Genomic DNA, 21,522 nt, shown 5'->3' with positions numbered 1-21,522 from the left:
CCTCGGTGGGATGCGGGGATCGGTGCGGGAATCGCTACGGGGATCGGTGCGGGAAGCAGCGCTGGGATCAGTGGAGGAAGAAGTCCGTGGCGAGGCGGTTGAACTCGTCGGCGGCCTCGGTCTGCGCCCAGTGCCCGCAGTGCGGGAAGACGTGCAGGCGGGCGTCGGGGATGGTCTTCAGCGCGAGGAAGGCGCCGTCGACCGGGTTGACGCGGTCCTCGCGGCCCCAGGTCAGCAGGACGGGGCGGCTGATGCGGTGGGCTTCGCGCCAGAGCATCGCGGCCTCGGGCCATTTCGCGAAGGAGGCGCCCATGCGGGCGTTGCCGAGCCTGGCTTCGGGGTCGATCGCCTGGGCGTAGCGCTCCTCGACGAGGGCGTCGGTGACGATCGCCGGGTCGTGGGCGAGGGTGGTGAGGAAGGTGCGCATCTGCTCGCGGGTGGGCTCGGGGGCGAGGCTGAACTCGAAGAGCCGCTTGATGCCTTCGGTGGGGTCGGCCGAGAACAGGTTGAGCGAGATCCCGCCGGGGCCCATGAGCAGGAGCTTGCCGACGCGTTCGGGGTGGTCCAGGACGAGGCGGGTGGCGGTGCCTCCGCCGAGGGAGTTGCCGATGAGGTGCGCCCGCTCGATGCCGAGTTCATCCATGAGGGCGAGGACGGCGTTCGCGCTGAAACCGAAGTAGTCGCGGTCGGGTTCCGGCTTGTCGGAGCGGCCGTAGCAGGGCTGGTCGACGAGCAGGGTGCGGAAGTGCTCGGCGAAGTGCGGCAGGTTGCCGCCGAAGTTGGACCAGCCGGAGGCTCCGGGCCCGCCGCCGTGCAGCATGATCACGACGGGGGCGTCAGCCTCCTGGACGGGTCCCGCCACGTGGTAGTGCAGGGTCATCCCGCCGGCCTTGGCGGTGCGGGAGGTGTTCTCGTACGTGAATCCCTGCGCGCTCACAGCATGGTGTCCTGGATGTCGAGGCCGAGTGCGCCCTGCCCGAACAGGACCAGGGCCCGCTCCGGGTCGTTGGCGGCGTGGCCGCGGCCGGTGTGGACGTCGCGCCAGGCGCGCTGGACGGGGTTGGGGCCGGTGCGCATGGCGCTGCCGCCCGCGTTCTCCATGAGGAGGTCGACGGCGGCGACGCAGCGCTCGGTGGCGAGGACCTGGTCGCGGCGGGCCCGGGTGCGCAGCGGCGTGGGGAGTTCCTCGCCGCGTTCGGCGAGGGCGTAGAGCTCGGAGACGTTGCGCTGGAGCTGGAGCCAGGAGGCGTCGATGTCGCTGGCGGCGCGGGCGATGCGGACCTGTGCGAAGGGGTCTTCGGCGACCTGCTGGCCGTAGGAGATGCGGAAGCGTTCGCGGGTCGCGGTGACGTAGTCCTCGTAGGCGCCTTCGGCGATGCCGACGATGGGGGTGGAGATGGTGGTGGTGAAGACGGAGGCGTAGGGGAGCCGGTAGAGCGGCTCGGGGTTGAGGCGGTGGCCGGGTACCTGGAGGGCGGTGACGGGGCCGAAGCTCAGCGCGCGGTGTTCGGGGACGAACACCTCCTCCACGACGATGTCGTTGGAGCCGGAGCCGCGCAGGCCGACGGTGTCCCAGACCTCGTCGATGCGGTACTGGGAGCGCGGGATCAGGAAGGTCCGCATGTCGACGGGGCGGCCTTCGGCGTCGGTGACGAGTCCGCCGAGCAGGGCCCAGTCGGCGTGGTCGCAGCCGGAGGAGAAGTGCCAGCGGCCGGTGAGGGTGAAGCCTCCGTCGACGGGGGTGACCTTGCCGGTGGGGGCGTAGGAGGAGCAGATCCGCGTGTCGCGGTCCTGGCCCCAGACCTCTTCCTGGGCGCGGGGGTCGTAGAGGGCGACGTGCCAGGGGTGGACGCCGACGACGGAGGCGACCCAGCCGGTGGAGCCGCAGGCCTTGGCTATGTCCTTGACGGCGGCGTAGAAGAGGGCGGGGTCGGCGGCGTACCCGCCGTGGGCCTTCGGCTGGAGCAGCCGGAAGAAGCCGGTGGCGGCGAGTTCCTTGATGCTCGCCTCGGGGACCTTGCGCAGGGTTTCGGCCTCTGCGCTGCGCTCGCGGAGGGCGGGGGCGAGGGCGCGGACCGCTGCGAGGACCTCTTCGTCACTCATGGTGTCCCCTTCTCAGATCAAGGATCTTCGGGTGTTCGGGATCGATGGCGAGGAACGTACGCCGGGCCGTGCCGGGCGCGGAACGAGCTGTTCCCGCTGAGCGGGAAGCTCCTCGGAACTTCTCCGAACTCACTGAAACGACTACTTGAAGTATTACTGAATGAAATAGACCTCTCCGGGTGCTTCCCTCCGGCCGGGGGCGCGTGGCAGGGTCGCCCCAACGCCTCACGCAGGGGGTTTTCTCGTGCTCGACCAGGTCATGGAGCAGGTCATGGAGCAGGTCGCGGAGACCGAGCTCGCACCGCTTTCGCTGCTGGAGAAGGCCGCGAAGGTGCTGGGCGCCTTCGAGGGTCCACAGCCGCGGCTGTCGCTCACCGAGGTCGTGCGCCGCTCCGGAATCCCACGTTCTTCCGCCCACCGGATCCTCGACCAGCTGGTGCAGTTGCGCTGGCTGGACCGTGAGGGCCGGGACTACCGCATGGGCATGCGCATGCTGGAGCTGGGCGCGCTCGCCTCCCACCACAACCGGCTGCGCCGGGCCGCGCTGCCGCTGCTGCACGCGCTGCACGAGCAGACGGGCCGGGTGGTGCACCTGTCGGTGCTCGACGGGGCCGAGGTGGTGTGTCTGGAGCGGATCGGCGGTTCGGAGGCCACCACGGTGCCCTCGCGGGTCGGCGGCCGGATGCCCGCGTACTGCACGGCCGCCGGCAAGGCGATCCTCGCGTTCAGCGAGCCCGCCGCGGTGGAACACGTCCTCGCGCAGGGGCTGCGCCCGCGCACCGCGCGCACCCTGATCCGGCCGCTCGCGCTGCGTTCGGAGCTGGCGGCGGTCCGCGAGCGCGGGGTGGCGTACGACCGGGAGGAGAGCTTCCGGGGCATTTCCTGCGTGGCCGCGCCGCTGCGGGGCGCCGGGCGGGCCGTGGCCGCGGTGTCGGTGTCCTCCTGCCGGGGCGACCGGGAGACGGCCCGTCTCGCGCCGGCGGTACTGGCCTGCGCGCGGTCGGTGTGGCGGGAGCTGTACGGGCCGGGCCGGCCGGGGCGGGCCGCGGCGGCGCCGGCGCGGGACCTGGAGCCGGCGGTCTCGGCGCAGGCGATGGACAACATGATGGGGTGGCTGCGGTTCAGCGAGTGGATGTAGTGGGTAGTGGTACCCCAACGCACGAGTGAACGATTACGGGCCCGACCCCTCGCCAGGGGGCCGGGCCCGTAATCGTTCGTCGGGGCCGTCGGCGGAATCGTCCAGCGGCGGTGCCGTTCGGCGGAGCCGTTCAGCGGAGCCGTTCAGCCGTCGTAGCTGATGCGGACGCGGTCGCCGAGCGGCAGGGCCTGGCAGGCCAGGACGTAGCCTTCGGCCAGGTCCTCGGGGGCCAGGACCTCGTTGCGGACCATCTTGACCTCGCCCTCCAGCACCCGGCAGCAGCAGGCACTGCAGGCGCCTTCGCGGCAGGAGTACGGGGCGCGGACGCCTGCGGCGAGCAGGACGTCGAGCAGCGGGGTCCCGGCGGGCCACTCCACGGTGTGCACGGCCCCCTCGAACTCCACCTCGGCGGTGGCGCCGCCCGTGGAGGCGGTGTCCTGCGCGCCCGCCGGGGCGAAGACGTCCCCGCTCAGGGAGAAGTACCGCTCCCGGTGGATCGTCCGGCCCCGGCCGCCCGAGGCCCGCAGCGCCGTCTCCGCCGCGTCCATCAGCGGAGCGGGCCCGCACAGGTAGGCCTCGCGGCTCGCGTACGGGGCCAGGAGCGGGCCCAGCTGCGGGGCGGTCGGCAGTCCTTGGAGGGTCTCCAGCCAGTGCACGACGGTGAGCCGCCCGGGGTGCTCCTCGGCGAGCCCCCACAGCTCGTCGCGGAAGATCACCGAGCCGGGGTCGCGGTTGGCGTACACCAGCGCGACGTGGCCCCGGCCGGCCACGAGCGCCGACTTCGCGATCGACAGCACCGGGGTGATCCCGCTGCCGCCCGCCACGAGCAGCAGGTCCCGGTCCAGGTCGGGCGGGGTGAAGGTGCCGGCGGGGGGCAGGATCTCCAGCGCGTCGCCGATGCCCACGTCCTGGCACAGCCAGCCGGATCCGAGGCCGCCGGGGACCCTTTTCACGGTGATGCGCAGCGGGTCCCCGGCGTACGGGGAGCCGGCCAGCGAGTAGCAGCGTGCCTCGCCGCCCGCCCCACTCGACGAGGGCACCCGGACGGTGAGGAACTGTCCGGGGCGGTACGGGAGTTCCGCGTCGAGTACGAGGGAGACCGCCTCGGGGGTCTCCTGGATCCGGTCCGTGACGCGGACCAGCAGCCTGCTGGTGGCTCCGCCCCGGGCGACGGCCGGGGCCGGGCCGGGCACTCCCGCGGCGCGGTCCTTCGTACGACCATCGGTGTCAGACATCGGCCGGCACCTCCAGGCGGCCCGCCAGGACGGCGGCCTCGATGCCCGCGCGCAGGACCTCGCAGGAGCGGACGCGGCCGCTGGGGCGGCCCGCACCGGCTGCGGCGGCGATGCGCGGGCAGACCGCGGCGGCCTCGTCGGTCCACTGGACCTGGGTGTGGGCGGGGCTGAACTTCTCGCACAGCACCTGCGTGCCGCACTCCCCGCACACCACGGGGGTCATCACGGGGTCCCGGCCGCGCGGCGGGCGAGGTTCTCGGCGACCTCGGCCTTCCAGGCGGCGGTGGCGCGGGCGGTGTCGATCTCGAACTCGAAGCGGTGGACCATCTCGTCCTTGACGTCGGCGGCGTCCACGTAGAACTGCTCGTACCAGCGGCGGAGCTGGTAGACGGGGCCGTCCTCCTCGGTGAGGAGGGGGTTGTCGATGCGGGTCTTGTTCTTCCAGATCTCGACGTCCTGCTCGAAGCCGACGGCGAGGCCCTCGGAGGTGAGGCGGGCGGCTTCGGCGGCCTGCTCGTCGCTCATGCCGGGGAGCTTCTTGACGATGGTGCCGTACATGAGCATGAAGCTGTTCTCGTCGATCGGGTAATGGCAGTTGATGAGGACCGATTCGAGTTCGACGCCGCCGCCGATGTCGCTCCACAGCTTGTCGATCATGTAGGAGGGGCCGTAGTACGAGGCGTCCGAGCGCAGGCCGCCGCCGGTGGAGAGGGTGCCGAGGTCCACGTCTCCGCGCGGGGTGGACTCCATGTACTGGGTGGCGACGTGGCCGTCGAAGACGTTCTTGAAGTAGTGCGGGAAGGCGTAGTGCACGTAGTAGAAGTGCGCCATGTCGACGACGTTGTCGACGATCTCCCGGCAGTTGGAGTTCTCGACTCGCAGGAAGTTCCAGCTCCAGTCGCTCCACTCCGGGTCGCCGAAGCCCTCGATGACGGGGATCGTGACCTCGGGCGGCGGCGGGTTGCCCTCCGGGTCGTGCCAGACGTAGAGCTGGCCGTTCTGCTCCAGGGTGGTCCAGGCGCGGGTCCTGGCGCGGGGCGGGACGCGGCGGGCGTAGGGGATGGCGGCGCAGCGGCCGTCCCCGGACCAGCGCCAGTCGTGGAAGGGGCAGGCGACGGTGTCGCCCTTGACGGTGCCGTGGGCGAGGTTGCCGCCCATGTGGGGGCAGTAGGCGTTCAGGACGCTCAGCTCGCCGGAGTCGGCCCCCTGGAAGACGACGAGCTTGGTCCCGAAGGCCTGGATCTCGTGCGGGGTTCCGTCCTTGAAGGAGGCCGCGAGTCCCAGGCAGTGCCAGCCGCGGGCGAACCTCGCGGGCACGGCGGCGGCTTCGATGACGCGGGGCTCTTCTTCGATTGCGGTCACGGGGTGGCCCTCCACTTCGTTGTGGGTGTGCTGCGCGGGGATGGGGGGTGACTAGCGGGCTTCGGCGGCGAGTTCGAGCGCGATGTCGATGAGCTGGTCCTCCTGGCCGCCGACGAGGCGGCGTTCGCCCGCGCGCAGGAGGATCTGCGCGCCGGAGACCCCGTAGCGCTCGGCCTGCCGGTAGGCGTGCTTGAGGAAGCTGGAGTAGACGCCGGCGTGGCCCATGAGCAGGGCCATGCGGTCGAGGGTGCACTCGTCGTCCATGACGGGGCGGACCACGTCCTCGGCCGCGTCGATGATCTTCAGGACGTCGATGCCGGTGCGGATGCCCATCTTGCGGCAGACGGCGGCGAAGGCCTCGACGGGCGTGTTCCCGGCTCCCGCGCCGAGGCGCCGAGTGGAGCCGTCGATCTGCAGCGCGCCGGCGCGGACGGCGGCGACCGAATTGCCCACGCCCAGGCCGAGGTTCTCGTGACCGTGGAAGCCGACCTGGGCGTCGGGGCCGAGCTCGGCGACGAGCGCCGCGACCCGGGCGGTGACCTCGTCCATGACCATGGCGCCGGCCGAGTCGACCACGTACACGCACTGGCAGCCGGCGTCGGCCATGATCCGGGCCTGGCGGGCCAGGTTCTCGGGGGTGGTGGAGTGGGCCATCATCAGGAAGCCGACGGTCTCCAGGCCCATCTCACGGGCGAGCCCGAAGTGCTGGACGGAGATGTCGGCCTCGGTGCAGTGGGTGGCGATCCGGCAGATCTGTCCGCCGTTGGCGTGGGCGGCGCGGATGTCGTCCTTCACGCCGAGGCCCGGAAGCATCAGGAAGGCGATCTTCGCCTGGCGCGCCGTCTCGGCGGCGATCTTGATGAGCTCCTGCTCGGGGGTCTTGGAGAAGCCGTAGTTGAAGGAGGACCCGCCGAGTCCGTCGCCGTGCGTGACCTCGATGACGGGGACGCCCGCGCCGTCGAGGGCGGAGACGATCGACCGTACGTCCTCGCCCGTGAACTGGTGGCGCTTGGCGTGCGAGCCGTCGCGCAGGGAGGAGTCGGTGATCCGGATGTCGAGGGTGTCGGAGTAGCTCGGGCGGTCCGTCATGCCTGCAGTCCCTTCGCGAACTCCTCGCCGACCTTGGTGGCGGCGGCGGTCATGATGTCGAGGTTTCCGGCGTAGGGCGGCAGGTAGTCCCCGGCGCCCTCCACCTCCAGGAAGATCGCGACCCGGGCCATGCCGCCGTTGAGCGGGGAGGGGTCGTCGAACTGCGGCTCGGTGCGCAGCCGGTAGCCGGGTACGTACGAGGCCACGTCCGCGGCGACCTGTTTGACGGAGGCCGCGATGGCCTCGCGGTCGGCGTCGGCGGGGATCGCGCAGAAGACGGTGTCGCGCATGATGACCGGTGGATCGGCGGGGTTGAGGATGATGATGGCCTTGCCGCGGGCGGCGCCGCCGATCTCCTCGATGCCCCGGGAGGTGGTACGGGTGAACTCGTCGATGTTGGCGCGGGTGCCCGGGCCGGCCGAGACGGAGGCCACCGAGGCGACGATCTCCGCGTAGGCGACGGGGACCACGCGGGAGACGGCGTACACCATGGGGATGGTGGCCTGGCCACCGCAGGTGATCATGTTGACGTTGGCCCGGTCGAGGTGGGCGGTCAGGTTCGCGGGCGGGACGACCGCGGGACCGACGGCGGCGGGGGTCAGGTCGACGGCCTTGATGCCGAGTTCGGCGTAGCGCGGGGCGTTGGAGCGGTGCACGTAGGCGGAGGTGGCCTCGAAGACCAGGTCCGGCAGTTCGTCCTGGGCCAGCAGCCAGTCCACGCCCGCGTGGGAGGCTTCGAGTCCGGCGCGGCGGGCGCGGGCCAGGCCCTCGCTGTCGGGGTCCACGCCGATCATCCAGCGGGGTTCTATGTGCGGGGAGCGCAGGAGCTTGTAGAGCAGGTCGGTCCCGATGTTCCCGGAGCCGACGATGGCGGCGGTCGCTTTCGGCGTGTTCGTCATGGCACCTCAGATGGATCAGATGAAGGAGAGGGACACCGGGCCGAGCCCGGTGAAGTCGGCGGTGTACGTCCGCCCGGCGGCCACGTCCACGGCGCGGGTGCAGGACCCGGGCAGGATCAGGTGGCCCTTGCGGAGCTGGACCCCGAAGCGGGCGACGGTGCGGGCCAGCCAGGCGACGGAGGCGGCCGGATCGCCGAGCACGGCGTCGCTGCGGCCGCTCGCCAGGGTGTCGGATCCGCTGGTCAAGGTGGCGTCGACGGCCTTGAGGTCCAGCGCGCGGGGGTCGCGTCCCTCACCGATGACGTATCCGGCGGAGGAGGCGTTGTCGGCGATGGTGTCGGCGATGGTGATCCGCCAGTCGGCGATCCGGCTGTCGATGAGCTCCAGGGCCGGGACGACCCGCTCGGTGGCGGCCAGCACGTCGGCGACGGTGCAGCCCTCGCCGGGGAGGTCCTCGCCGAGCACGAAGCCGACCTCGACCTCGACGCGCGGCGCGCAGTACGCGGCGGCGGGGACCGGGGTGTCCTCGTACAGCTCCATGGAGTGCAGCAGGTGCCCGTAGTCGGGTTCGTCGACGCCCATCATGGCCTGCATGACGGGGGACGACAGTCCGACCTTGTGCCCGGTGACGCGGTCGCCGGCCGCGAGGCGGTGGCGGATGTTGAGGAGCTGGATCTCGTAGGCGTCCTCGGTGTCGATGCCGGGGAAGCGGGCGCCGAGCGGTGCGACGGGCGTCCGCCCGTGCTCGGCGGATCGCAGCTGCTGCGCGACCTGAAGCCGGTGGCGGTCCGAGAGCATGTGCGGGTCCTTGCGTGCGGTGGAGGCGGGTTCGGTGCGGCGAGGCTAGACGGCCCGCGTCCGGCGCCGGGAGGGCGTTTTCCCGGCCACCGGGAAAGGCCCGTCCGGACGGAAATCCGTGGGGCGCGGGCAACCCCGCAGGCTCTTCCGGGGTCTTGCCTACGGCTCGCGCACGCACCACCGCACCGCGCGCGAGCCGCCGGTGCCGCCGGAGCGTCCGGATCGGCACCGTGGCCACCACCAGCAGAGAGAGACCGATGAACCTTCGCCGCACCCTGGCGACCCTGGCCGCGACGACCGTCGTGGCGCCTGCCGTACTCCTGACCGCGACACCCGCCAACGCTGCCGTCGCTGCTGCCACCGTTGCCGCTCGGACGGCCGTGACGGCGCCCGTGCCGGCGCCCGCGGCCTCCGACCCGTTCGCGTCCTGCACGTCCTGGACCCAAGCCGACCGGATCACCACCGAGCTGCTGGGCTTCCCCACCCGGCTCGTCGCGGGAACCTGGTCCACCTTCACGTTCCGCACGGTGAACGTCTCCACGAGCCCGCTGAAGGCCGTCGGGGCGAACGTCGACGTCTCGGCGTGGGGAGCCGGCGTCCCCTCCGCGCGCCTCGGGCTCACCGTCCAGTGGTACGACCGGGCGGCGAAGAAGTGGCGGCCGACGCCCACGCGCGTGTCCGACTTCGCCACCGTCTCCGGGGTCCTGAAGCCCGGCGCCCGCTCCGACGTCCGCATGCGCGTCATGGCCGACCGCCGGTCGAAGGCCGGCGACGGCTTCGCCTTCGAGTTCGCCCGGTACGCCGGCGCGGACGGCGTCTGCGGTCACGCGGGGACGATCCACGAGTACGACTTCGTAGTGGAACCGGCCGCCCCCGCCCCGAAGCCGACCCCCACACCGACGCCGACGCCGTCGCCGAAGCCCGCCACCCGCTGACGCAGCGGCCCCGCCCTGCTCCGCGCCGACCCGCCCCGCAGCCTCGGTCGGCGCGGAGCGGGCCGGACCGCGATTCCCACCCGGGGTCCACAGGCCCGATCGGCGGGCCGGGGCCCGCAGCCAGCGCCCTCCCCGGCCTCGGCAGCCCCGGTCTCAGCGCGCCCCGTACACCGGCTGCGGCCGCTCCGACTCCGCCAGGAGCTTCGTCGTCGCCTCGCCCGCCTCCGACGGAGTCCACCGCGCTCCGCAGTCGGCCGTGGGCCCCGGCCGCCAGCCCTCCATGACCGTGATGCGGCCGCCCTCCGCCTCGAAGACGCGGCCCGTGACCCCGGCGGAGGCGTCGGAGCCGAGCCACACCACCAGCGGGGACACGTTCTCCGCGGCCATCGCGTCGAAGGCCCCGGCTTCCGGGGCGGCCATGGTGTCCGCGAAGGTCTGCTCGGTCATCCGGGTCCGCGCCGCGGGGGCGATCGCGTTGACCTGGACCCCGTAGCGGCCCATCTCCGCCGCCGACACCAGGGTCAGCCCGAGGATCCCGGCCTTGGCCGCGCTGTAGTTGCCCTGGCCCACGGACCCGAGCAGCCCCGCCCCGGAGGAGGTGTTGACGACCCGCGCGGCGACCTGCCGGCCCTCCTTCGCCTCGGCCCGCCAGTACGCCGCCGCGTGCTTCAGCGGCAGGAAGTGCCCCTTCAGGTGGACCCGCATCACGGCGTCCCAGTCGTCCTCGTCGAGGTTAACGAGCATCCGGTCGCGCAGGAACCCCGCGTTGTTGACGAGGGTGTCCAGCCGCCCGAAAGTCGAGACGGCCGTCTCGACCAGTGAGGCCGCGCCTTGTGCCGTCGCGATGTCGCCGCCGTGCGCCACCGCCTCCCCGCCCATGGCCCGGATCTCGGCGACGACCTGAGCCGCCGGGCTCTCCGGCCCGGGCAGCCCGTCCAGGCCGACGCCGAGGTCGTTGACCACGACCCGCGCCCCTTCCTCGGCGAAGGCCAGCGCGTGGGCCCGGCCCAGCCCCCGCCCGGCGCCCGTCACGATGACCACACGGCCTTCGGCAAGTCCCATGTCAGCTCTCCTTGTTCGCAGTTGCCGCATCCAAAAACGCCGGCCGCTCGCCGCCCCCGTGGACGAGCAGGCTCGCCCCGCTCACGTACCCGGCCCGGTCGGAGGCCAGGAAGACGGCCGCCTCGCCCACGTCCGAGGGCTCCGCCAGCCGCCCCAGCGGTACGGTCGCGCCGACCGCCGCGATCCCGCTCTCGTCGCCGTAGTGCAGGTGCGAGAGCTCGGTCCGCACCATGCCCAGGACCAGCGAGTTGACCCGTACCTCGGGGGCCCACTCCACGGCCATGGAGCGGGCCAGGTTCTCCAGGCCCGCCTTCGCCGCCCCGTAGGCCGCGGTGCCCGGCGAGGGCCGGGTCCCGCTGACGCTGCCGATCATGACGATCGAGCCCCGGGTCTCCCGGAGCCAGGGGTACGCGGCGACCGAGGCGGTCATCGGGGCGATGAGGTTGAGCTCGACGACCCGTGCGTGGCGCTCCGCCTCGCCCTCCCCCAGCAGCCGGTACGGGGTTCCGCCGGCGTTGTTGACCAGGCAGTCGAGCCGCCCGTGGCGCCTGGCGACCGCGCCGAAGAAGTCCTGCACGGCGGCCGGATTGCGCAGGTCGACGGCGGTGAACGACGCCGTACGGCCCTCGACCGCGACCGGTTCCTCCGGTGGCCGGCGCGCGCAGACGACGACTTCGGCCCCCGCCGCGAGGAACGACCGCGCGATCCCGGCGCCGACGCCCCGGGTTCCGCCGGTGACGACGACAACCCTCCCGTTGAGCTCCATCGGCTGCTACCTTCCTCACCTAACAAATGTTTGGTGGAAAGGTAGCTGATCCGCTCATGGGTGTCTCCACCTCAAGCCCCGACAAGGGCATCGCACTCGTCACAGTCGACTTCCCGCCCGTCAACGCACTGCCCGTGCAGGGCTGGTACGACCTGGCCGACGCCCTGCGCGCGGCCGGCCGCGACCCGGAGGTCCGGTGCGTGGTGCTGGCCGCCGAGGGCCGCGGCTTCAACGCCGGCGTCGACATCAAGGAGATGCAGCGCGACACCGGCCACGCCTCGCTCATCGGCGCCAACCGGGGCTGCTACGAGGCCTTCGCCGCCGTCTACGAGTGCGAGGTCCCGGTCGTGGCGGCCGTGAACGGCTTCTGCCTCGGCGGCGGGATCGGCCTGGTCGGCAACGCCGACGCCATCGTCGCCTCCGAGGACGCGACCTTCGGACTGCCGGAACTGGACCGGGGCGCCCTCGGGGCCGCCACCCACCTGGCCCGGCTCGTCCCCCAGCACCTCATGCGGACCCTGTACTACACCTCGCGCACCGCCACCGCCGCGGAACTGCACGCCCACGGCTCGGTGTGGAAGGTGGTCCCGCCGGGCGAACTGCGGGCGGCCGCCCTGGAGCTGGCCGCCGAGATCGCGAAGAAGGACGGGTACCTCATCCGGCTCGCCAAGGCGGCCATCAACGGCATCGACCCCGTGGACGTGCGCCGCAGCTACCGCTTCGAGCAGGGCTTCACCTTCGAGGCCAACCTCAGCGGCGTGGCCGACCGGGTCCGCGACACCTTCGGCAGCAGCGGACCGACCGGAACCACCGGAGCAAAGGCGGAATCGGCATGACCGACAAGAGCATGACCCCCGAAGAGGCGGTCGGCCGCCTCGGCAGCGGAATGACCATCGGCATCGGCGGCTGGGGTTCGCGCCGCAAGCCCATGGCCCTGGTGCGCGCACTGCTCCGCTCCGAGATCACCGACCTCACCGTGATCTCGTACGGCGGCCCCGACGTCGGCCTGCTCGCCGCCGCCGGCCGGATCCGCAAGCTGGTCACCCCCTTCGTCACCCTCGACTCCATCCCGCTGGAGCCGCACTACCGGGCCGCCCGCGAGAGCGGCGCCTTCGCCCTCACCGAGCTCGACGAGGCCATGTTCATGTGGGGCCTGCACGCGGCCGTCAACCGGATGCCCTTCCTGCCCGTCCGCGCCGGCCTCGGCTCCGACGTCATGCGCGTCAACCCCGAGCTGCGCACCGTCACCTCCCCGTACGCCGACGGGGAGGAGTTCGTGGCGGTCCCCGCCCTGCGCATGGACGCGGCCCTGGTCCACCTCAACCGCGCCGACCGGCTCGGCAACGCCCAGTACCTGGGCCCGGACCCCTACTTCGACGACCTCTTCTGCGAGGCCGCCGACGCCGCCTACGTCTCCTGCGAGCAGATCGTCGAGACCGCCGAGCTCGCCAAATCCGGGCCCCCGCAGTCCCTGCTCGTCAGCCGCCACTCGGTGACCGGGGTCGTGGAGACCCCGAACGGCGCGCACTTCACCTCCTGCGCCCCCGACTACGACCGCGACGAGGCCTTCCAGAAGCTGTACGCGACCACCCCCTGGCCGGAGTTCGCCGAGCGCTTCCTCTCCGGCGGCAGCGAGCACGCCTACCAGTCGGCCGTCCAGGCCTGGCACGAGGAGCAGAAGTGAGCACGCCCTCCACGACGACCACGGCCGCGGTCACCCGCGCCGAGTACTGCGTGATCGCCTGCGCCGAGGCCTGGCGGGACAACGGCGAGGTGCTGGCCAGCCCGATGGGCCTGGTGCCCTCCTTCGGGGCCCGCCTCGCGAAGCGGACCTTCTCCCCCGACCTGCTGCTGACCGACGGCGAAGCCCTGCTGGTCGGGCTCGACGGCTCGGCCGAGGGCTGGCTCCCCTACCGCCGTCACCTGACGATGGTCACCGGCGGCCGCCGGCACGTGATGATGGGCGCCAGCCAGATCGACCGGTTCGGCAACCAGAACATCTCCTGCATCGGGGACTGGGAGCAGCCGGCCCGCCAGCTCCTCGGAGTGCGCGGCGCCCCGGTGAACACCCTGAACAATCCGGTGAGCTACTGGATCCCCAAGCACTCCACCCGGGTGTTCGTCGAGCGCGTCGACATGGTGAGCGGCGTGGGCTACGACCGCGCGGAGGCGGCCGGGGTGAGCCGCTTCCACCGGCTCCCCCGCGTGGTCAGCGATCTCGGCGTCTTCGACTTCTCCGGCCCCGACCACGCCATGCGCCTGGTCTCCCTGCACCCCGGGGTCACGGTGGAGCAGGTCCGGGCGGCGACCGGCTTCGAGCTGGACCTCCCCGCGGAGGTCCCGTACACGCGGGAGCCGACGCCCCAGGAGCTGCGGCTGATCCGCGAGGTCATCGACCCCAAGGGTCTGCGCGACCGCGAAGTGCGGGTCTGAGCCGATGGAGACGGCATTCACCAGGCTGGTCGGTGTCGAGCATCCGATCGTGCAGACGGGCATGGGCTGGGTCGCGGGTCCGCGCCTCGTGTCCGGGGCGGCGAACGCGGGCGCGCTCGGGATCCTGGCCTCGGCGACCATGACGATGGAGCAGCTGCGGTCGGCGGTCCACGAGGTCAAGTCCCGTACGGACGCCCCGTTCGGGGTCAATCTGCGCGCGGACGCCGGGGACGCGGCCGAGCGGGCGCAGCTGATCATCGACGAGGGCGTACGGGTGGCCTCCTTCGCGCTGGCCCCGTCCAGGGAGCTGATCGCGCGGCTCAAGGACGCGGGCGTGGTCGTGATCCCCTCGATCGGGGCCCGCCGGCACGCCGAGAAGGTCGCGGCGTGGGGCGCGGACGCGGTGATCGTGCAGGGCGGCGAGGGCGGCGGGCACACCGGTGACGTGGCCACGACGGTGCTGCTGCCGCAGGTGGTCGACGCGGTGGACATCCCGGTGATCGCGGCGGGCGGGTTCAGCGACGGCCGCGGTCTGGTGGCGGCGCTGGCCTACGGGGCGGCGGGCATCGCCATGGGCACCCGGTTCCTGCTGACCTCCGACTCGACGGTCCCGGACGCGGTGAAGGCCGAGTACCTGAAGGCGACCGTGAAGGACGTCACCGTCACCACGGCCGTGGACGGGCTCCCGCACCGGATGCTGCGCAGCGAGCTGGTCGCCTCCCTGGAGCGGGCCGGGCGGGCGAAGGCGCTGGCCAAGGCGGTGCGGCACGCGGCCGGATTCAAGAAGCTTTCGGGTCTGACCTGGGCGGAGATGGTCCGGGACGGCCTCGCGATGAAACACGGCAAGGACCTGTCCTGGAGCCAGGTGCTGCTCGCCGCGAACACCCCCATGCTCCTCAAGGCGTCCATGGTCGAGGGCCGTACGGACCTCGGTGTCATGGCATCGGGCCAGGTCGCGGGCGTGATCGAGGATCTTCCGTCCTGTGCGGAGCTCGTCACCCGCGTCATGGCCGAGGCCCACGCCGTGCTGGACCGGCTGGCCGGCCTCGCGCCCCCACAGCTTCTCCCCCTCCCCCCACACCCGCTCGGCACCCTGCCACCACCAGGGTGATTCCCCTTCTCCGTTACAGGAGTTGCCCCAGATGAGCCGTGCCAGAATCCGCCTGGCGACCGCGGTGCTCGCTTCCGCCCTCGCCATCGGCACCCTGCCCGCCGCCGCGTACGCCGCGCCGGCCGACAGCGCCTCCGCCTCGCGTCACCACACGCACACGCAGCCGGCGGAAACGATCCGCCAGATCCCCCTCCAGGGCGCGGTCAACGTCCGCGACCTCGGTGGCTACCGCACGTGGACGGGAGGCCAGGTTCGTCAGGGACTGGTCTACCGCGCCGACGCGCTGGGCAAGCTGACCGCCTCGGACATCACAGCCGTGGGCGGTCTGGGCCTCAAAAAGGTCCTCGATTTCCGCATCCCCATGGAGGTCCAGTACGACGGGGCCGACAAGCTGCCCGCCGGTCTGACCTCCACCGCACGCCCGGTCAACGACAACGGCCTGTACGGGCTGCTGATGTCCGCGATAGGCAGCGGTGATCCCGTGAAGCAGGAGCAGATGCTCGGCGGCGGCCGCGCCGAGGCGTACATGCGCGACGTGTACCGCGCGTTCGTGACCAACCCCGGGAACCGGGCGCAGTTCGCGACCACCCTCCGCGAGATCGCCGACGGCAACCAGGGCCCGCTGCTGTACCACTGCACCTCGGGCAAGGACCGGACCGGCTGGATGAGCTACGTCCTGCTGAACGCCCTGGCCGTGCCGAAGGCCACGGCCGAGCGCGACTACCTGGCCTCGAACACCTTCCGCGCGGCGTACGACGCCCAGGTGCGGGCGGGCGTCAAGGCGTCGGGCCGGATGCAGAACCCCGATCTGCTGATCCCGCTCCAGGAGGTCCGCCAGGACTACCTGGACGCGGCGACCGCGCAGATGGAGGCCGACTACGGCAGCCTCTACGGCTACCTCACCGACGGCCTCGGCCTGGACCTGCGGACCCTGGCGAAGCTCCAGGTGAAGATGGTCCGCTAGGCACGGGCCGGACCCGGAAAACACCACTGCGCCGGGCGGCGTGTGCCGCCCGGCGCAGTGGTTCGAACGTACTTCCGCTTCTCGGATCAGGCGGAGCGGCGACGGCCCTGGCCGGCGCCACCCACGCGGCTGCGGGCCGAAGCCGCCGCCGCACCACCGGAGGGTGCGCCTCCGGTACGCCGGGCGCGCTCGCCGGAGCCGCCCGTGGAGCCGCCCTGTCCGCCCTGGCCACGGCGGGCCTGGCCGGAGCCGGAGGCCGGAGCCTGCCCGGCGGCGCCGCCACCGGTGCGACGGCCGCGGCCGCCCCCGGCTGCCGGAGCCGCGCCCGTGCCGGAGCCCGTACGGGGTCCGCCCGAGCGGCGGCGCGCGCCGGAGCCCGAGCCCCCGCCGGCCTGGCCGGCGGAACGCTGACGCGGCGGGGTCGCCTGCGGCACGTCCATGACGACCGGGATGCCCGAGGGCTCCTTGGCGCCGGTGATGCGCGCGAGCTCCTCGTCGGAGGACTTGATCTGCGCGGTGTGCGGGGAGATCCCGGCGTCCGACATCAGGCGGGTCATGTCGCGCTTCTGGTCGGGCAGGACCAGGGTGACGACGCTGCCGGACTCGCCGGCACGGGCGGTACGGCCGCCGCGGTGCAGGTAGTCCTTGTGGTCGGTCGGCGGGTCCACGTTGACGACGAGGTCGAGGTCGTCGATGTGGATGCCTCGCGCGGCCACGTTGGTGGCGACCAGCGCGGTGACCTCGCCCGTCTTGAACCAGTCGAGGGTCCGGTTGCGCTGCGGCTGCGAGCGGCCGCCGTGCAGGCCGGAGGCGCGGACGCCGTCGGCGAGGAGCTTCTTGACCATGCGGTCGACTCCGCGCTTGGTGTCGACGAACATGATCACCCGGCCGTCGCGAGCGGCTATGCGCGTGGCCACGGCCTTCTTGTCGGTCTCGTCCATGACGTACAGGACGTGGTGCTCCATCGTGCTGACCGCACCGGCGGACGGGTCGACGGAGAAGGCGACCGGGTCGGTCAGGAACATCTTGACGAGCTTGTCGATGTTCTTGTCGAGGGTCGCCGAGAACAGCATGGTCTGCCCGTCGGGCCGGACCTGCTTGAGCAGGGCGGTGACCTGCGGCATGAAGCCCATGTCGGTCATCTGGTCGGCCTCGTCGAGGACCGTGATGGAGACCTGGGAGAGGTCGGCGTCACCGCGGTCGATGAGGTCCTTCAGGCGGCCGGGGGTGGCGACGAGCACCTCGGCGCCGCGGCGCAGGGCGCCGGACTGCCGGTTGATCGACATGCCGCCGACGACGGTCGTGATCCGCAGGTTGACGGACGTGGCGTACGGGGACATCGCGTCGGTCACCTGCTGCGCGAGCTCACGGGTCGGTACGAGGACCAGTGCGAGCGGCTGCTTCGGCTGTGCGCGGCGGCCGGCGGTGCGGGCCAGCAGGGCCAGGCCGAAGGCCAGCGTCTTGCCGGAGCCGGTACGGCCGCGGCCGAGCAGGTCACGGCCGACGAGGGAGTTCGGCAGGGTCGCGGCCTGGATCGGGAACGGCTCGGTCACACCCTGGGCGGCGAGGGTCTTCAGCAGCGCCTCGGGCATGTCCATGTCGCCGAACGAGTCCACCGGCGGCAGGGCCGGGGTCAGCGGTTCGGGCATGGTGAATTCTTGGGGCCTGGCTACGGGGGCGGACTTCTGCCGTCCCGCGCCAGCCTTCGGACGTCCCTGAGCCGCACCTCGACCCCGGGTGGGGCGGCGGCTGGGTCGTGCGGAGCTGGAGCTGGTCATGCGAGAAAGCCCTCCTGAAACCGGCAGGTACTACACAAAGCACTGCAAACAAATGGTTCGAAACAGCAGACAAGCCGGGGCCCGCACCTACTCGGTGCGGACCCCGGCGTGCTGACTGCCTTAGGCGGGGAGGATGTTCTCCGCCTGGGGGCCCTTCTGGCCCTGGGTGACGTCGAAGGACACGCGCTGGCCCTCGTTGAGCTCACGGAAGCCCTGGGTGGCGATGTTCGAGTAGTGGGCGAAGACGTCCGGGCCGCCACCGTCCTGCTCGATGAAGCCGAAGCCCTTTTCCGAGTTGAACCACTTCACGGTGCCAAGTGCCATTTTTGAATCTCCTGAATAGGCGGCAAAGGGCCCCATCCGGAGATTCCGGCAAAACAATAAAAGCGCCTGTCGGAGCATTCCCGTCAGGCGCACATAAAGTTCATGGGTACCACAACTGCAACGAGCTCTAAGCTAGCACACGTCGGTCGGGGAGTGTCGCCGCGAGCCTGTGACCTCCGTCGCGAGTGGGTCCGGCGCGCAGCTTCCCGCCCACCTCCGTGAGGGCGCGGCGGAGCCCCGGAATGCCCATGCCGCCGGAGTCGAGGACGATCCGTTCCCCCTCCGGGGCGGTGTTGACCACATCGAGGCGAACCTCCCCCTCCTCGGCGTAAAGATTCATCCGAACGGCGGAGCCGGGGGCGTACTTCGCCGCATTGGTGAGCCCCTCGCGGGCGATCCGCAGCAGGAGGCGCCCGTCGGCCGCCGGGAAGGGCCCCAGGCCCGGCTGCGTGTGGTGGGTGATCTCCATGCCGGTGGCCCGCATGTTCCGGGCCAGGGAGCCGAGGAAGCGGCCCACGTCCACGGGCGAGGTGTACGCACGGCTGCCCGCGGGGTCGGTCAGCATGTCCAGCACCTCCCTGACCTCGGCCATCGCGGCCCGCGCCGATTCCTCCACGGCGCCGGCGGCCTCGCGGACCCGGGGATCGGCCTCCGCGTCCAGGCGCAGGGCGGCGGCCTGCATCGTGAGGGCGGTGAGGCGGTGGCCGAGCCCGTCGTGGGTGCGCTGGGCCAAACGGGTGCGTTCCTGGACGACGGCCAGGTCGGCGGCCTGGTCCACGGCGGCGTGGGCCTGGCGGGCCCGCTCGCGCAGCGCGGTCATGACGTGCCGGTTGCGGCGCACGGTCTCCCCGTAGAGGGCGGGCACGAGGATGGAGCCGAGGACGAAGGAGGCGGGGTCGCGCCCTGCGTAGCCGAGCGGCAGGAACAGGTCCCGGGTGGCGGCGTAGGCGACGGCCATGAGCAGGATCCCGCCCCAGCGGTGGGTGCGGCCGTACGCGGCCAGGGCGTAGGCGGCGAAGACGAGGGGGCCGCGGTCGTCGGATATGACGGTGGCGGCGGTGGCCGCGAGGGCCGGGATCCACGGGTGGGAGCGGCGCCAGAGCAGGGAGAGCGCCGCGAGCCAGCCGGCGGCCAGGCTCGTGGGGTAGTCGGTGACGAGGCCGAAGCGGTGGACGTCGTGGAGGTTGAGGGTGGTGAGCAGTCCGCAGAGCAGCGCGAGCCAGAGGTCGGTGCGGCGGGCGCGCACGGGGTCCGGCGCCCCGCCGCTCTCCCCGGTCAGGGTCCGCAGACCCCGTTCCAGCAGCTGTCCGGCGCGACCGGGCACGGCCTGCATGACTCCACCACCCCCCGTCGGCGCACAAAAGTGCGCAGAGCATGCCAAAACGTCCCCCCAGGTTGCCCTCCTTCCGCCGAAGGGGCATCCCGGGGGGACGCGTTCTCGGTGAGCCGGCCCGTTGCGGACCGGCTCGTTGCCCGCGTCGCCTACAGGGAGACGCCGAGGCCGTTCAGCCAGGTGACCGGGTTGACGTCGGCGCCGTAGCTGTTGCTGGAGCGCACCTCGAAGTGGAGGTGCGGGCCGGTGGAGTTGCCGGTGTTGCCGGAGCGGCCGACCTGCTCGCCGGCGGAGACGCGCTCGCCTTCGGAGGCGGTCGCCGAGGAGAGGTGGGCGGACAGGGTGTAGCGGCCGTCGTCGTGCTTGATGACCACGGCGTTGCCGTACGCGCCCTGCCAGCCGGAGGAGACGACGGTGCCGGCGGCCGCGGCCCGGACCGGAGTGCCGGTGGACACCGCGAAGTCGATGCCGGTGTGGTAGCCGGCGGCCCAGCCGCCCGACTGGTGGTAGCGCGCGGAGATGCTGCCGCCCGAGACGGGCAGGACGCCCTTGGCGCCGCTCCTCTTGGAGCTGCTCTTGGAGCCGCTCTCGGAAGAGCCGGAGGAGTCCGAGGACTTCGAGGACTTCGAGGAGCCGGACGAGCTCGACGAGCTGGAGGACTTCGGCGCGGCCGGGGTGCTGCTGCCGGAGTCGGAGGAGCCGCCGGAGCCGTACGCGAGGCGCTGGCCCGGGAGGATCATGTGCGGGTTGGACCCGATCACCGAGCGGTTCTCGGAGTAGAGGGTCTGCCAGCTGACGCCCAGTTCGGAACCGATGGTGCCGAGGGTGTCGCCGCTGACGACGGTGTAGCTGTGGGCGCCCTGGGCGCGCTTCGGAGCGGCCGGGGTCTCGGTGTTCTTGCCGGCGGTCGAGGTGCCCTTGGCCGGGGCCTTGGGGGCCTCGGGGGCCGGTCCGCCGCGCTGGAGGCCGGCGAGCTTGCCGCAGGAGGGCCAGGCGCCGGGGCCCTGGGTCGCCAGGACCTTCTCGGCGATGGCGATCTGCTGCGCCTTGGTGGCCTGGTTGGCCTGGTTGGCGTACTGCCGGCCGCCGAACTCCGCCCACGTGCCGGAGGAGAACTGCAGGCCGCCGTAGTAGCCGTTGCCGGTGTTGATGCTCCAGTCGTTGGTGGACTCGCACCGGGCGACCTTGTCCCACGTGCCGACCGACGCGGCGGACGCGGGCTGTGCCACGAGACCCACGGCGGCGGGTGCGGCGATACCGGCGACAACGAGACCGGCGAGGGTACGAGCAGACGGGAAAGACATGCGGAGTTCCTGACTTCGGGGACATTGCGGAGGCCGGTGCACCGGGTGAAGCGGTGGCGCGTTCGGCCTCGGTAACCACCGTCCGGGAAGACGGGGGGTCGCCGAAGTCGCCGAAAGAGGACAAGCGGGGCAGCAAAAGGGGACTGGGGAGGGAGGGTTGGGCGGACTTAAGTCCCTATATGGCGGTAATGTCCGCAATAAGACGGGGATTCAGGGGAGGTGGGTCACATGACGATCCGCGTGATGGTGGTCGACGACCAGAGCCTCATACGGTCGGGCCTGGTGACCCTGCTCGCGAGCGCGCCCGACATCGAGGTGGTCGCGGAAGCCGCCGACGGCGCCGAGGCCGTGCCGCTGGCGCGGACGCACCGGCCCGAGGTGGTGCTGATGGACCTGGTCATGCCGAAGGTCGACGGCCTGGAGGCGACCTTGCAGCTGCTGCGGCTGCCGGATCCGCCGCGCGTGCTCGTCCTCACCGGCTACACGGCGGACGACCTGGTCCTGGACGCGCTGCGGGCCGGAGCGGCCGGGTTCCTGCTGAAGGACCTGCGCCCCGAGGAGCTCTTCGCCGGCATCCGTACGGTCGCGGCGGGCGGCAGCGCGCTGGCTCCCGGGGTCATGCGGGTGCTGCTGGAACGGGCGGACAGCCGCACCGAGGCGCCCGACCACGCGGAACAGCTCTCCACCCTGTCCCCCGGTGAGCGGGACGTCCTCGCGCTGGTCGGCGAGGGCCGGACGAACCTGCAGATAGCCGAGGCGCTGCACCTGTCCCCGGCGAGCGTGAAGACGTACGTCTCGCGGATCCTGACGCAGCTCGACCTCTCGAACCGGACCCAGGCCGCGATCCTCGCCTACGAGGCGGGGCTGGTCCGCGCCGCGTGACCACTG

Annotated in this window: 22 protein-coding genes; 8 read left to right on the top strand and 14 right to left on the bottom strand. The window is 72.2% G+C overall.

The features are described from left to right. Nucleotides 1–67: 67 nt before the first annotated feature. On the bottom strand, nt 68–937 hold the full coding sequence (gene hsaD / locus OG276_RS28615; RefSeq protein ID WP_266909565.1) for a 4,5:9,10-diseco-3-hydroxy-5,9,17-trioxoandrosta-1(10),2-diene-4-oate hydrolase: 870 nt from the start codon (nt 935–937) through the stop codon (nt 68–70). Next, nucleotides 934–2,103 carry a 3-hydroxy-9,10-secoandrosta-1,3,5(10)-triene-9,17-dione monooxygenase oxygenase subunit gene (gene hsaA / locus OG276_RS28610; RefSeq protein WP_266909564.1) on the bottom strand — a complete coding sequence of 390 codons (1,170 nt, stop codon included), beginning with the start codon at nt 2,101–2,103 and terminating at the stop codon, nt 934–936. The genes hsaD and hsaA overlap by 4 nt, the downstream gene beginning before the upstream one ends. A 244-nt stretch (nt 2,104–2,347) precedes the next feature. Here hsaA and OG276_RS28605 point away from each other — a divergent pair, with 244 nt between their 5' ends. Beyond that, nucleotides 2,348–3,241, top strand: coding sequence for an IclR family transcriptional regulator (locus tag OG276_RS28605; RefSeq protein ID WP_266909563.1), 894 nt, complete (start codon nt 2,348–2,350; stop codon nt 3,239–3,241). Nucleotides 3,242–3,384: 143 nt separating this feature from the next. On the opposite strand, the gene OG276_RS28600 is transcribed toward OG276_RS28605, so the two are convergent. The 6 genes from OG276_RS28600 to OG276_RS28575 are packed head-to-tail and all read right to left on the bottom strand — an operon-like array spanning nt 3,385 to nt 8,624. Then, nucleotides 3,385–4,476 carry a ferredoxin--NADP reductase gene (locus OG276_RS28600; protein WP_266909562.1) on the bottom strand — a complete coding sequence of 364 codons (1,092 nt, stop codon included), beginning with the start codon at nt 4,474–4,476 and terminating at the stop codon, nt 3,385–3,387. Further along, on the bottom strand, nt 4,469–4,699 hold the full coding sequence (locus OG276_RS28595; RefSeq protein ID WP_266909561.1) for a hypothetical protein: 231 nt from the start codon (nt 4,697–4,699) through the stop codon (nt 4,469–4,471). The genes OG276_RS28600 and OG276_RS28595 overlap by 8 nt, the downstream gene beginning before the upstream one ends. After that, nucleotides 4,699–5,838 (bottom strand): Rieske 2Fe-2S domain-containing protein, encoded by a 1,140-nt coding sequence (locus tag OG276_RS28590; RefSeq protein WP_266909560.1) that lies wholly within the window; start codon nt 5,836–5,838, stop codon nt 4,699–4,701. The genes OG276_RS28595 and OG276_RS28590 overlap by 1 nt, the downstream gene beginning before the upstream one ends. A 51-nt stretch (nt 5,839–5,889) precedes the next feature. Next, the gene (gene dmpG, locus OG276_RS28585; protein WP_266909559.1) at nt 5,890–6,927 is read right to left on the bottom strand and encodes a 4-hydroxy-2-oxovalerate aldolase; all 1,038 of its coding nucleotides are present in this window, start codon (nt 6,925–6,927) and stop codon (nt 5,890–5,892) included. Continuing rightward, nucleotides 6,924–7,826 (bottom strand): acetaldehyde dehydrogenase (acetylating), encoded by a 903-nt coding sequence (locus OG276_RS28580; protein WP_266909558.1) that lies wholly within the window; start codon nt 7,824–7,826, stop codon nt 6,924–6,926. The genes dmpG and OG276_RS28580 overlap by 4 nt, the downstream gene beginning before the upstream one ends. A 15-nt stretch (nt 7,827–7,841) precedes the next feature. After that, nucleotides 7,842–8,624: a 2-keto-4-pentenoate hydratase gene (locus OG276_RS28575; RefSeq protein WP_266909557.1), complete on the bottom strand. Its 783-nt coding sequence runs from the start codon at nt 8,622–8,624 to the stop codon at nt 7,842–7,844. A 257-nt stretch (nt 8,625–8,881) separates the two neighbouring features. Between OG276_RS28575 and OG276_RS28570 the strand changes: the two genes are divergently transcribed. Next, the gene (locus tag OG276_RS28570; protein ID WP_266909556.1) at nt 8,882–9,559 is read left to right on the top strand and encodes a hypothetical protein; all 678 of its coding nucleotides are present in this window, start codon (nt 8,882–8,884) and stop codon (nt 9,557–9,559) included. 153 nt (nt 9,560–9,712) lie between these two features. Here OG276_RS28570 and OG276_RS28565 read toward each other — a convergent pair whose 3' ends face one another. Both OG276_RS28565 and OG276_RS28560 read right to left on the bottom strand, forming a co-directional pair. Next, on the bottom strand, nt 9,713–10,621 hold the full coding sequence (locus tag OG276_RS28565; RefSeq protein ID WP_266909555.1) for an SDR family oxidoreductase: 909 nt from the start codon (nt 10,619–10,621) through the stop codon (nt 9,713–9,715). 1 nt (nt 10,622) lies between these two features. After that, nucleotides 10,623–11,387 (bottom strand): SDR family oxidoreductase, encoded by a 765-nt coding sequence (locus OG276_RS28560; RefSeq protein WP_266909554.1) that lies wholly within the window; start codon nt 11,385–11,387, stop codon nt 10,623–10,625. Between the two features lie 56 nt (nt 11,388–11,443). Between OG276_RS28560 and OG276_RS28555 the strand changes: the two genes are divergently transcribed. Genes OG276_RS28555 through OG276_RS28535 form a run of 5 tightly spaced genes read left to right on the top strand, consistent with a single transcriptional unit; the run spans nt 11,444 to nt 15,895 of the window. Further along, entirely contained in the window at nt 11,444–12,223 is a 780-nt protein-coding gene (locus tag OG276_RS28555; protein ID WP_266909553.1) for an enoyl-CoA hydratase family protein, read from the top strand. Next, entirely contained in the window at nt 12,220–13,071 is an 852-nt protein-coding gene (locus OG276_RS28550; protein ID WP_266909552.1) for a CoA transferase subunit A, read from the top strand. Before OG276_RS28555 ends, OG276_RS28550 begins: the two co-directional genes overlap by 4 nt. Then, on the top strand, nt 13,068–13,820 hold the full coding sequence (locus tag OG276_RS28545; protein ID WP_266909551.1) for a CoA-transferase subunit beta: 753 nt from the start codon (nt 13,068–13,070) through the stop codon (nt 13,818–13,820). The genes OG276_RS28550 and OG276_RS28545 overlap by 4 nt, the downstream gene beginning before the upstream one ends. A 4-nt stretch (nt 13,821–13,824) precedes the next feature. After that, on the top strand, nt 13,825–14,931 hold the full coding sequence (locus tag OG276_RS28540) for a nitronate monooxygenase family protein (RefSeq protein WP_266909550.1): 1,107 nt from the start codon (nt 13,825–13,827) through the stop codon (nt 14,929–14,931). A 31-nt stretch (nt 14,932–14,962) separates the two neighbouring features. After that, entirely contained in the window at nt 14,963–15,895 is a 933-nt protein-coding gene (locus OG276_RS28535; RefSeq protein WP_266909549.1) for a tyrosine-protein phosphatase, read from the top strand. 86 nt (nt 15,896–15,981) lie between these two features. Here the strand turns inward: OG276_RS28535 and OG276_RS28530 are convergent, their stop codons facing one another. The 4 genes from OG276_RS28530 to OG276_RS40855 form a co-directional block, all read right to left on the bottom strand. Next, nucleotides 15,982–17,673 carry a DEAD/DEAH box helicase gene (locus tag OG276_RS28530; RefSeq protein WP_266909548.1) on the bottom strand — a complete coding sequence of 564 codons (1,692 nt, stop codon included), beginning with the start codon at nt 17,671–17,673 and terminating at the stop codon, nt 15,982–15,984. Between the two features lie 120 nt (nt 17,674–17,793). Then, a complete protein-coding gene (locus OG276_RS28525) occupies nt 17,794–17,997 on the bottom strand; it encodes a cold-shock protein (protein WP_112447913.1) in 204 nt (67 codons plus the stop codon). Nucleotides 17,998–18,124: 127 nt separating this feature from the next. Continuing rightward, nucleotides 18,125–19,330 carry a sensor histidine kinase gene (locus OG276_RS28520; protein WP_266909547.1) on the bottom strand — a complete coding sequence of 402 codons (1,206 nt, stop codon included), beginning with the start codon at nt 19,328–19,330 and terminating at the stop codon, nt 18,125–18,127. 149 nt (nt 19,331–19,479) lie between these two features. Continuing rightward, complete coding sequence (locus tag OG276_RS40855) at nt 19,480–20,634, bottom strand: peptidoglycan DD-metalloendopeptidase family protein (protein ID WP_323182369.1); 1,155 nt, start codon at nt 20,632–20,634, stop codon at nt 19,480–19,482. 228 nt (nt 20,635–20,862) lie between these two features. Here OG276_RS40855 and OG276_RS28500 point away from each other — a divergent pair, with 228 nt between their 5' ends. After that, nucleotides 20,863–21,516 (top strand): response regulator transcription factor, encoded by a 654-nt coding sequence (locus tag OG276_RS28500; protein WP_266909546.1) that lies wholly within the window; start codon nt 20,863–20,865, stop codon nt 21,514–21,516. Nucleotides 21,517–21,522 lie beyond the last annotated feature (6 nt).

Source organism: Streptomyces sp. NBC_00086, from assembly GCF_026343255.1.
Classification (GTDB): Bacteria; Actinomycetota; Actinomycetes; order Streptomycetales; family Streptomycetaceae; genus Streptomyces.
This window is presented reverse-complemented; position numbering and strand designations above follow the sequence as displayed.